The sequence below is a fragment of the Stenotrophomonas sp. STEN020 genome, assembly GCF_056760195.1.
In genome coordinates this window covers 1-9,271 of the sequence record NZ_JBRREI010000094.1, presented here as the reverse complement: position 1 = coordinate 9,271, position 9,271 = coordinate 1, and the positions used below count along the sequence as shown (strand labels likewise).

Here is a 9,271-nt window from a genome sequence, read left to right as displayed (position 1 = left end):
CCCTCCCCGGCCATGCCGATCGAACCCACGCAACTCGTAAGGCTGTACCGGCGATCCACCTGTTTCTGGTTGCGCAATTTCGCTGGCGGCGTAGTGTTGCGTGCCTTCGCGGCTTACGCCGCTCCTACAAAAGATCCAAAGGCATCTAAGAGCCAAACAAAAACGCCGCCCCTTGGGGCGGCGTTTTCAGTTTGTTACCACCAACCGCGGTAACCCCAGCCCCAGCCGGGACCCCAACCCGGGCCCCACGGGCCGTACGGGTAGGCGGGTACTACTTCCACTTCGCGCTGTACCGGCCACAGATAGACCACGTCGGCGGCAAGCTTGGGCAGCGGGTAGTCGTATTCGCCGATCTTGGTGCTCTGGTAGCCATCGATGCGGCCGATGAAGGTCACGTCACGGCCCGGCTCGAACACCGCCGGATCATAGAAGCCGCTGCGGCAGGCCAGGAAGCGACCATCACTGGCATCGCTCGACGTTGTGCTCGGGCGGCCGCTGGCATTGAGCGGGCGGGCGAGCATCTGGAAGCAGGTTTCACCCTGGCCAGGGATGGTTTCGATGATGCGGCCGCCCCAGCGTACCGGCGCGCCGGTTTGCTTCTGCGCCACCGCGTCACGCGGTGAAACGGGGGTGAACTGTCCCTGCAGCGGCTTGGGCGCAGTGGCACAGGCAGCCAGCGCCAGAGTGGCGGCGGCAACTAGGAGGATGCGGGTCTTCATGTTCGTACTCCGGGTTTCGGGCGGTGCCTGTGCAGGTCCGCCAATAATGAAACGACATCCGATCGAGCGCCAGCGTAGCGCGCCTGAGTGAAACGCTGGCTGAGCGCCAGCAGGTCGCTGCCGGGGCGGGCACGGTCGACGCGGCTGGCCCAATCGCTGGCGGTTTCGAAGGGCTCACGGCCCAGGTCCAAGCGTTGGTAGCGGCGGTCCATGCGGTGCCAGGCGCGCAGCAGTGGGTCGCGCTGGCGTTCGCCACGGGCCAGCAACCAGGCCATCAAACCCAGGGCAAGAACGGCAAAACCGGCAAACAAGGCAACCAGTTGCGAGGGGCTCAATTGCTTGATGCCGAAACCACTGAGCAGACGCTGCTGACGTTCGGCATCGAAGGACAGCACGGCGGTATTCCAGCCGCGGCGCAGGAAATCGCTGTATTGCAGCAGGCTGCTCCAACGGCCGCTCAGGTCCAGACCACGGGCTTCGTTGTCGCCGATGCGGTCTTCGATCGTGTCGTAGATGCGCTCCGGTGCCACTGCGGCCGTGGGATCAACCCGTACCCAGCCGCGCTGCGGCAACCAGACTTCGGCCCAAGCATGCGCATCAAGACGTCGCACCACCCAATAGTTGCCGAAGCGGTTGCGTACGCCGCCGGCATAGCCGGTGACAACCCGCGCTGGAATGCCTGCGCCGCGCATCATCACCACGAATGCCGCGCTGAAGTGCTCGCAGTAACCGGCCTTCTGGTCGAACAGGAATTCGTCGACGGAGTGGCGGCCGGGCAATGGCGTGTTCAAGGTGTAGGCGAACTCGCGGTGGATCCAATCCAGGCTGCGTTGCACCAAGGCCGCGTCGTCGTTTCCGGCTTGGCTGCGCCATTGCTTGGCCAGCGCCAAGGTGCGCGGATTGAAGCCTTCTGGCAGCTGCAGGGTCTGCTGCCGCAGGCGTGCTGGCAGCTCGGCCTGGAACGCTTCGGCGGGACTGGACTGCATGCGCCAGCGGGTCAGCGCGGCAAGTGATTGCGCTGAGGTCAGGCTGTAGTCGGCATCCAGCTGGCTGCCTGCAGGGGCCTGCAGGGGCAGATCCAGTGCGACCAGTTCGCGCTGGTCGGTGGGCTCGTATTCGATCTGGTAGTCCCAGCGCAGCGCGGCGTTGCTGACGCGCGGTGGCGGTGCAGCACGCTGACTTTGCACCCGCGACCAGCGCCGGCCATCAAAGCGCGTCAATACGGGGCCGCGCCAATAGCGTTGGTCCTGCGCCGGTACCGGGCCGAAGAACTCCACCCGCAGCGCTGGGCTGTCATCTGCCAACAAGTCGCCCATTGCGCCGGGTTGCATGCTGTCGGATAGGCCCGGGCGTGACAGTGTCCGATCCGGTGTGCCCCATAGCGGCGTCGACAGGCGCGGCACCAGCCAGAAGGCTGACAAGGCCAAGGGCAGCGCCAGCAACATCAGCCCGCCAACTGTGCGCAGCTGCGCGCGCGGTGGCAGGTGGGCGATACCCACTTCTTCATCGGCCAGACGTTGCAGTGCGAGTAGAGCGGCTATCACGGCGGTGGCTGACAGCAGCAGGGTGCTTGGCCCCTGGTCGAGCAGGAAGGCCGCGAATGGCGCAAACAGGCTGAAGCCAATCAGGCTGCGCGCATCACGCAGCGTGCGCAGCTCGCTGGATTTGATCGCCAGCATCGCCGCGAGCAGGGCGCAGCCGCTGTCGCGGCCGGGGTTGGCGCCCATCTGCCAGTAGATGCAGGCAAGCATCACGCCGATCAGTAGCAGGCGCAGCAGCAAGGGCATGGCCCGCCGCCACGACCACAGCGCTACCAGCAAGGTGGTGATTCCGAACACCACCGCCAGCACGCCCGGCAACTGCAGCAGCAAGGGCAGCAGTGATAGGGCCGTGACCAGATTGATCCATAGGCGGCTGCTGGTGCCTATCGCGGGTGAGAGCGTCTTCATGCGTTGGGCAGCAGCGCCAATGCGCGCAGGCAGAGGTGGCGATGGGCGTCGCCGCTGGCTGGCCCCAATGCAGGTTGGCCAGGTAGGCGTAGTTGATAGCTGCGGCCTTCGCGTTCGGCCTCATCTACCCAGCGTGCGAGCCGGGAGATGCGGCGTTCGTGGGGCAGGGCCAGCAGGTGCTGCCAGTCCAGGACCAGTTCGGCACCGTAGGGGCGCTCGTACTCGCGCACCAGCAGTTCGTCGCGCCGCGCCGAGTGCTTCCAGGCGATGCTGCGGCGTGCGTCGCCGCTGCGGTAGGGGCGCATCTGCTGCAGTTCTTCACCTTGCGGGTGCACGCGGGTGCGGGTGGAGGCGCTGCCCGCATCGGGCAGCGGCGGCGCATTGGTTTCTGGGGCGGGATAAACCAGTAGCGCGGAGTCCGGCCAGAACCACGCCCAGGCGCGGACCAGACCCAGTGGCTGGGTGGTTGTAATCCGGATGCGTGACAGATCCAGCCATCCGCGTTGCTGGGTGGGTAGCCAGAGGTCGGCTTCGGCTTGGCTGTCCTGCTCCAGGTTGAGGTGTGTTTTGGCTTCCGGGTAGTCCAGTTGCAGGGCGCGGCGCCGGCGCCGGTCGCCGCGCGCGAGTGCCAGGCGCAGGCGAATTGGATTGCCAGCGGCTACCGGGTCGGCGGAAACGGCTTGCAGGCGCAGGCCCGACAGCTGCAGGTGTGCCTGCACGGTGCTGGCCAGCGCGGTTGCGCCCAACACCAGCGCCAACAGCAGTGCCGGATTGTTGTTGTAGTTCAAGGCGCCGAGCAGCATCACCGCGAGCAAGGCGCTCAGGAACAGGCCGAAGCCGGTCGGGAGTACGTAAATGCGGCGTCTGTCCAACTGCATCGGCAGTTGTTCCGGTTGCCGTGGGCGAGCCAGGAACTGCAGGGATTGCAGGCGTTGTCGCAGTGCTGCCAGCACTTCAGTCCACCTGCACGCTGTGCAGGATGGCGCGCGCCAGCGTTGGACCGGAGGAGGCCTCCGCTTCCGCGACCAGGCGGTGCCCGGCGACGGCGATGAACAAGGCTTGCACGTCTTCCGGAATCACATGCTGGCGGCCAAGCAGCAGCGCATGTGCCTTCGCTGCGCGCAACAAGGCAATGCCTGCGCGCGGCGACAGGCCGACGCGTACGCCCGGGTGCTGGCGGCTGCGGGTGATCAAGGCCTGCACGTAGTCAATCAATGCGTCGCTGACGTGCACCTGGCCGACGGCGTCGCGCAACCTGCGGATGTCCTGCTCTGACAGGCAGGGCGTAACCCGCGCGATAAGCTCGCGGCGGTCCTCGCCGGCCAGTAGCGCGCGTTCGGCATCGGCATTGGGATAGCCCAGGGTCAGGCGCAGCAGGAATCGATCCAGCTGCGAGTCTGGCAGTGGGAAGGTGCCGGACATGTCTACCGGATTCTGCGTGGCAATCACGAAGAAAGGGTCCGGTAGCCTGTGGGTCACGCCATCCAGCGTCACCTGCTGCTCGGCCATCGCTTCGAGCAGGGCGCTCTGCGTGCGTGGCGGCGCGCGGTTGATCTCGTCGGCCAGCAATAGATTGCAGAACACCGGGCCGGGATGGAACTGGAAGCTGCGGCTATGCGCTTCGTAAACCGAGATGCCGAGCACATCGGCGGGCAGCAGGTCGGAGGTGAACTGCACGCGCTGGAACTGCAGGCCGAGGCTGGAGGCCATCGCATGGGCCAGGGTGGTCTTGCCGAGCCCGGGCAGGTCCTCGATCAGCAGATGTCCTCCGGACAGCAGTGCGACAAAGGCCATCCGCACTTCCTGCGCCTTGCCGAGCAGGAGGGAATTGACCTGCTGTTGCGCTGCCAATAGGGACTGTAGTGTTACTTCGGTTAGCATTCCGGGCGGCGCCATTGTCATGGTCGTCTCGATACTTGGGCTGAAGGAAGTGTACGTGCCAAACAGGGGTGAGCAACGCGCATACGTAACGTTCCTTGTGTTGTGGGTGCTGGTCACCACAGCCAAGGTGCTGTTGGCCTCGCAGTTGACGCTGTTCGTGGACGAGGCGTTCTATTGGCAGGAAGGTCAGCATCTGGCTGCGGCCTATTCGGACCTGCCTGGCCTGACCGCTTGGCTGACGCGGCTCGGTGTCGAGGTTGCTGGCGATCACCGCCTGGGCGTGCGCCTGCCGTTCCTGATCATGGGCGCGGCGCTGCCGTGGATGGTTGCCGGCATCTGCACGCGTTGGTTCGGCGTGCGCATGGGCTGGCGCGCGGGCTCACTGGCCTTGCTGATGCCGTTGTCGGCGACGCTGGGGATTCTGGCGGTGCCGGATGTGCCGATGGCGATTGCCGCCCTGCTATGTCTGGATGCCGGTGCGCGTCTGCTGCGTGGCGTGGGTGCTGGCAGTGCCTTGTTGCTGGCCTGTGGCCTGTTGATTGGCGCGCTCAGTCACTACCGCTTCATCGGTGTGATCATTGTTGGCTTCATTGCGCTGGTGTTGTTGCCGGAGGGGCGCAAGGCCTTGCGCGATCCGCGGGTGTGGATTGCGCTGTCGGTTGGTTTGGCGGCATGGGCGCCGCTGATGGCATGGAATCTGGACAATCAGGATGCTGGGCTCAAGTTCCAGGTGATCGAGCGCCATCCGTGGGCGTTCCAGCCGGAAGGGCTGTTGTTCCTGGTGATCCAGCCGTTGTTGGTGACGCCGGTGCTGTTCGCGGCGATGGCGGTGGTGGCGGGCAGGGGCCTGCGCAATGTGCAAGGTGGATTCCACCACCTGCAATGGCGCTACTTCGCGCTGGTCGGTGCTACCTCGACCTTGCTGATCTTCGCGTTGGGGTTCTTCACCGATGTGGAGCGGGTCAGCTTCCATTGGCCGCTGCCAGGCTACCTGGCTTTGCTGGTTTGTGTGCCTGCGCTGCTCACGCACTGGTCGCGTCCTTGGCGGCGCGCCCTGTGGGCGCTCACTTCGCTGGGCCTGCTGCTGGCGATGAGTTATTACCTGGTTGCCGCATCACCTGGCTTGCGTGAGCATTTGGCGGGCAGCAAGTACTACCCGCGCAATTTTGCGGGGTGGCAGCAGCTGTCCGAGGGCGTGCGCGAGGAACTCTCTCAGATGCCCGAAGACACCCAGGTGCTGGCTGGCAGCTTCAAGGTGGGTGCGGAGCTGGGCTTCCGCCTCGATGACCCGTCGATCAAGGTGCTGCCGCATGAGCTCAATGATCGGCATGGGCGCACCGCGCAGTTGGCACTTTGGAAATTGATCAGTGACGGCAACCGTTCGACGCCGGTGCTATTGGTGTTGGCGCCGGGCGACCAGCGTTACCGTGATCTGCTGGAGCGTTACCACCGGGTCTGCGAGCTGGTGGGTCCGCTGCCGCCGCCGAAGGTGGTCTCGCTTGATCATGGTTTCCAGCGCTTCCTGTTGTTCCGCTTGCCTGCCGAAAAGCAGCAAGGGCCATGTGTGACGCCGGCGATGGCGTGGGTGGAAACCCCGCTGGCTGGTCAGGCAGTGAATGATGCGCTGGAAGTCAGAGGCTGGGCCTTCAAGGATGGCGTGGGTTTGTCGCGGGTTGAGCTGCTGCTGGATGGGCGCAGCGTGGGTGACGCGGTCTATGGGCGCGACTACGACGTGCGCCCGTTCTGGAAGATTTCCACTGATCCGCAGCATCCGAAGACCGGTTTTGATGCAAAGCTGGATACTTCAGGCCTGAAGCCTGGCACGCATTGGCTGGGTATGCGCCTGCATGGCAATGACGGCAGTGTCGAAACCTGGGCCGAGCAGCCGTTCGAGGTTCAGTAGCGTCGCTTACGTTCCAGAACAGCTCGCAACAAAGCCGAAGCCCGGGTAAGCGCAGCGCTCACCCGGGCTACAGTGAAACCGCAGGCTAGGGCAGTTGGTAGCCAGCCTGGCGTAGCAGTTGTGCGGTCTTTATCAGCGGCAAGCCGATCAGCGCGGTGGGGTCGCTGTTGTCGATGGCTTCGAACAACGTGATGCCCAGGCCTTCGCATTTGAAGCTGCCGGCGCAGTCCAAGGGTTGTTCGGCGTCGATGTAGCGCTCGATCTCGTCCGCCTGCAGGGTTCTGAAGCGCACGCGGGTGAGATCCATAGCCTGATGCTGCGCAATACCATCGCTTACACAGACCGCCGTGTGGAACAGCACCTCATGGCCGGACATTGCTGCCAGCTGCGCACAGGCAGCCTCGCGGGTGCCGGGTTTGCCCAAGGGTTGCCCATTCAGTTCGGCAACCTGATCCGAGCCGATCACCCAGCTGCCGGGGCGCTGGGCGGCAATGGCTCCGGCCTTGGCGGCGGCCAGGCGCTGCGCCAGGGCTGCCGACGGCTCACCGGGAAGCGGGGTTTCGTCCACATCCGGCGCGGCCGAACTGAACGAAATCCTTAGCCGGTTAAGCAATTCAGCGCGATATCGTGAGGTGGAGGCGAGAATCAGGGGCTTCATGTGTAAAAATACGCAGCTCGGGACGGCCAGTCTGCTGCGCCGCCACCGGTCTGACAATGTTTCCGCCGCTACGGATTTGACAGCGGCGTGGCTACTCCTTAACATTCTGCAGCTTATGTCCGCGAACGTACCCGAATTGCTGGATGCTTGGCGGATGGTCATAGCGCGCAGGCGCTTTGACGGCCAGGTGCCTTTGTCCGAATTGACCCGCTTGCAGGGTCTGGTTGCCGATACCGAAGGCCAGTGCACGTATTCACTGGAATTCGATCGAGACAACATCTTGCAGGTGTCGTATGTCGATCTGACCATTGATACCGAGCTGCCCTTGATCTGTCAGCGCACCATGCAGCGTTTCCTGCTGCCGGTGTCGATCAAGCAGCGCTTGGGCTTGATCAAGGACGAAGAAGAAGAATCTGCGCTTCCAGAGGAATACGAAGCGATGCTGGTGCCTGAAGACGGCAACCTGCGTCCGCTGGACCTGGTGGAAGACGAGTTGGTGTTGGCGGTGCCGGTGGTAGCGCTGGCGCCGGGAAGCGAGGCAGTCGAACAGGACTTCACCGCGACCGAAGAAGAATTGAGCAAGGCCAATCCCTTTGCGGCATTGGCGGCGCTGAAGAAATAATTGCGGCCGGTAATCGTCGGCGGCTGCGGCGAAAGCGAGTAGTGCTGGACGCTGGCGTCCTGTGCAATTAAACGACGAAGCAAACGAAACCGAGTTTGGAGCAATCCCATGGCTGTGCAGAAATCCCGTGTTACCCCGTCCCGCCGCGGCATGCGTCGTGCCCACGACGCCCTGAGCGCAAAGCAGCTGTCCACCGATCCGACCACCGGTGAAGTGCATCTGCGTCACCACATCACTGCTGACGGTTTCTACCGTGGCAAGAAGGTGATCACGACCAAGTCGACCCTGGTCGTCGAAGAAGATTGATTTGTGACGGCTGCCGCCACCTGAGTGTGGCGGTTGTTGCACCGATTCTTCCGGGGCCGCCTACGGGCGGCTTCGCGCAATAGGAAACAGCATGAGCAAGCGGATCTACTCGAGGATCGCGGGCACTGGTAGTTATTTGCCCGAGAAAGTGTTGACCAACGATGATCTGACCAAGATCGTCGAGACGACCAACGAGTGGATCGAGTCGCGCACGGGTATCCGTGAGCGGCACATCGCTGCCGAAGGCGAGACCACCAGTGACCTGGGCTACAACGCCGCCTTGCGCGCGCTGGAAGCTGCCGGCATTGAGGCATCGCAGCTGGACATGATCATCGTGGGTACCACCACGCCGGATCTGATTTTCCCGTCTACCGCTTGCTTGATCCAAGCGCGCCTCGGCGTGGCTGGTGCAGCAGCGTTTGACGTCAACGCGGCATGTTCGGGCTTCCTTTTCGCCCTGAGCGTGGCTGACAAATTCATTCGCAGCGGTGATGCCAAGCACGTCTTGGTGATCGGTGCGGAAACCCTGACCCGTATCGTCGACTGGACTGACCGCACTACCTGCGTGTTGTTTGGCGATGGCGCGGGCGCCGTCGTGCTCAAGGCCGACGAAGACACCGGTATTCTGAGCACCCATCTGCATGCCGACGGCAGCAAGAAGGAATTGCTGTGGGATCCGGTTGGCGTGTCGGTCGGCTTCGACAAGCCGGGCAACATCATCATGAAGGGCAATGACGTGTTCAAGTACGCCGTCAAGGCGCTGGACTCGGTCGTTGATGAAACCCTGCAGGCCAACGGTCTGGACAAATCCGACCTGGATTGGCTGATCCCGCATCAGGCCAACCTGCGCATCATCGAAGCCACGGCCAAGCGCCTGGAGATGCCGATGGATCAGGTGATCGTGACCGTCGACAAGCACGGCAACACCTCGTCCGGTTCGGTGCCACTGGCACTGGATGCCGCGATCCGTTCGGGTCGCGTCGAGCGTGGCCAGCTGTTGTTGCTGGAAGCCTTCGGTGGCGGTTTCACCTGGGGCTCGGCGCTGCTGCGCTACTAAGCGTCTCCGCATACAGATGTAACGCACGGGCAGCCAATGGCTGCCCGTTGTCGTTAAGGCGACACCTGTAGTGGGGGGGGGGGGGGGGGGGGGGGGGGGGGGGGGGGGGGGGGGGGGGGGGGGGGGGGGGGGGGGGGGGGGGGGGGGGGGGGGGGGGGGGGGGGGGGGGGGGGGGG

At 64.1% G+C, this 9,271-nt stretch carries 9 protein-coding genes; 4 read left to right on the top strand and 5 right to left on the bottom strand.

The genetic code is table 11. From position 1 onward, the window contains the following. Positions 1-194 precede the first annotated feature (194 nt). Genes ACVOLZ_RS21695 through ACVOLZ_RS21680 form a run of 4 tightly spaced genes read right to left on the bottom strand, consistent with a single transcriptional unit; the run spans position 195 to position 4,549 of the window. Entirely contained in the window at positions 195-719 is a 525-nt protein-coding gene (locus ACVOLZ_RS21695) for a Slp family lipoprotein (RefSeq protein ID WP_481517936.1), read from the bottom strand. Beyond that, positions 716-2,668 (bottom strand): transglutaminase TgpA family protein, encoded by a 1,953-nt coding sequence (locus ACVOLZ_RS21690; RefSeq protein ID WP_481517935.1) that lies wholly within the window; start codon positions 2,666-2,668, stop codon positions 716-718. Before ACVOLZ_RS21690 ends, ACVOLZ_RS21695 begins: the two co-directional genes overlap by 4 nt. Next, complete coding sequence (locus ACVOLZ_RS21685; RefSeq protein WP_481517934.1) at positions 2,665-3,621, bottom strand: DUF58 domain-containing protein; 957 nt, start codon at positions 3,619-3,621, stop codon at positions 2,665-2,667. The genes ACVOLZ_RS21690 and ACVOLZ_RS21685 overlap by 4 nt, the downstream gene beginning before the upstream one ends. Before the next feature lies 1 nt (position 3,622). Further along, positions 3,623-4,549 carry an AAA family ATPase gene (locus ACVOLZ_RS21680; RefSeq protein WP_481517933.1) on the bottom strand — a complete coding sequence of 309 codons (927 nt, stop codon included), beginning with the start codon at positions 4,547-4,549 and terminating at the stop codon, positions 3,623-3,625. Positions 4,550-4,568: 19 nt separating this feature from the next. Between ACVOLZ_RS21680 and ACVOLZ_RS21675 the strand changes: the two genes are divergently transcribed. Then, positions 4,569-6,452 (top strand): glycosyltransferase family 39 protein, encoded by a 1,884-nt coding sequence (locus ACVOLZ_RS21675; protein ID WP_481517932.1) that lies wholly within the window; start codon positions 4,569-4,571, stop codon positions 6,450-6,452. An 85-nt stretch (positions 6,453-6,537) separates the two neighbouring features. Here ACVOLZ_RS21675 and ACVOLZ_RS21670 read toward each other — a convergent pair whose 3' ends face one another. Further along, positions 6,538-7,110 carry a Maf family protein gene (locus ACVOLZ_RS21670; RefSeq protein WP_481517931.1) on the bottom strand — a complete coding sequence of 191 codons (573 nt, stop codon included), beginning with the start codon at positions 7,108-7,110 and terminating at the stop codon, positions 6,538-6,540. Between the two features lie 115 nt (positions 7,111-7,225). Here ACVOLZ_RS21670 and ACVOLZ_RS21665 point away from each other — a divergent pair, with 115 nt between their 5' ends. The 3 genes from ACVOLZ_RS21665 (at position 7,226) to ACVOLZ_RS21655 (ending at position 9,095) form a co-directional block, all read left to right on the top strand. After that, positions 7,226-7,732 carry a YceD family protein gene (locus tag ACVOLZ_RS21665; RefSeq protein WP_481511492.1) on the top strand — a complete coding sequence of 169 codons (507 nt, stop codon included), beginning with the start codon at positions 7,226-7,228 and terminating at the stop codon, positions 7,730-7,732. A 108-nt stretch (positions 7,733-7,840) separates the two neighbouring features. Beyond that, positions 7,841-8,038: a 50S ribosomal protein L32 gene (gene rpmF / locus ACVOLZ_RS21660; RefSeq protein ID WP_282270713.1), complete on the top strand. Its 198-nt coding sequence runs from the start codon at positions 7,841-7,843 to the stop codon at positions 8,036-8,038. 91 nt (positions 8,039-8,129) lie between these two features. Next, positions 8,130-9,095 (top strand): beta-ketoacyl-ACP synthase III, encoded by a 966-nt coding sequence (locus tag ACVOLZ_RS21655; protein ID WP_481517930.1) that lies wholly within the window; start codon positions 8,130-8,132, stop codon positions 9,093-9,095. Positions 9,096-9,271 lie beyond the last annotated feature (176 nt).

Bases quoted from the DNA above. Each gene is read 5' to 3' on its own strand.
- ACVOLZ_RS21680 (WP_481517933.1), bottom strand. From the start codon at position 4,549: ATGCTAACCGAAGTAACACTACAGTCCCTATTGGCAGCGCAACAGCAG.
- ACVOLZ_RS21695 (WP_481517936.1), bottom strand. From the start codon at position 719: ATGAAGACCCGCATCCTCCTAGTTGCCGCCGCCACTCTGGCGCTGGCT.
- ACVOLZ_RS21670 (WP_481517931.1), bottom strand. From the start codon at position 7,110: ATGAAGCCCCTGATTCTCGCCTCCACCTCACGATATCGCGCTGAATTG.
- ACVOLZ_RS21655 (WP_481517930.1), top strand. From the start codon at position 8,130: ATGAGCAAGCGGATCTACTCGAGGATCGCGGGCACTGGTAGTTATTTG.
- ACVOLZ_RS21690 (WP_481517935.1), bottom strand. From the start codon at position 2,668: ATGAAGACGCTCTCACCCGCGATAGGCACCAGCAGCCGCCTATGGATC.
- ACVOLZ_RS21665 (WP_481511492.1), top strand. From the start codon at position 7,226: ATGTCCGCGAACGTACCCGAATTGCTGGATGCTTGGCGGATGGTCATA.
- rpmF (WP_282270713.1), top strand. From the start codon at position 7,841: ATGGCTGTGCAGAAATCCCGTGTTACCCCGTCCCGCCGCGGCATGCGT.
- ACVOLZ_RS21675 (WP_481517932.1), top strand. From the start codon at position 4,569: ATGGTCGTCTCGATACTTGGGCTGAAGGAAGTGTACGTGCCAAACAGG.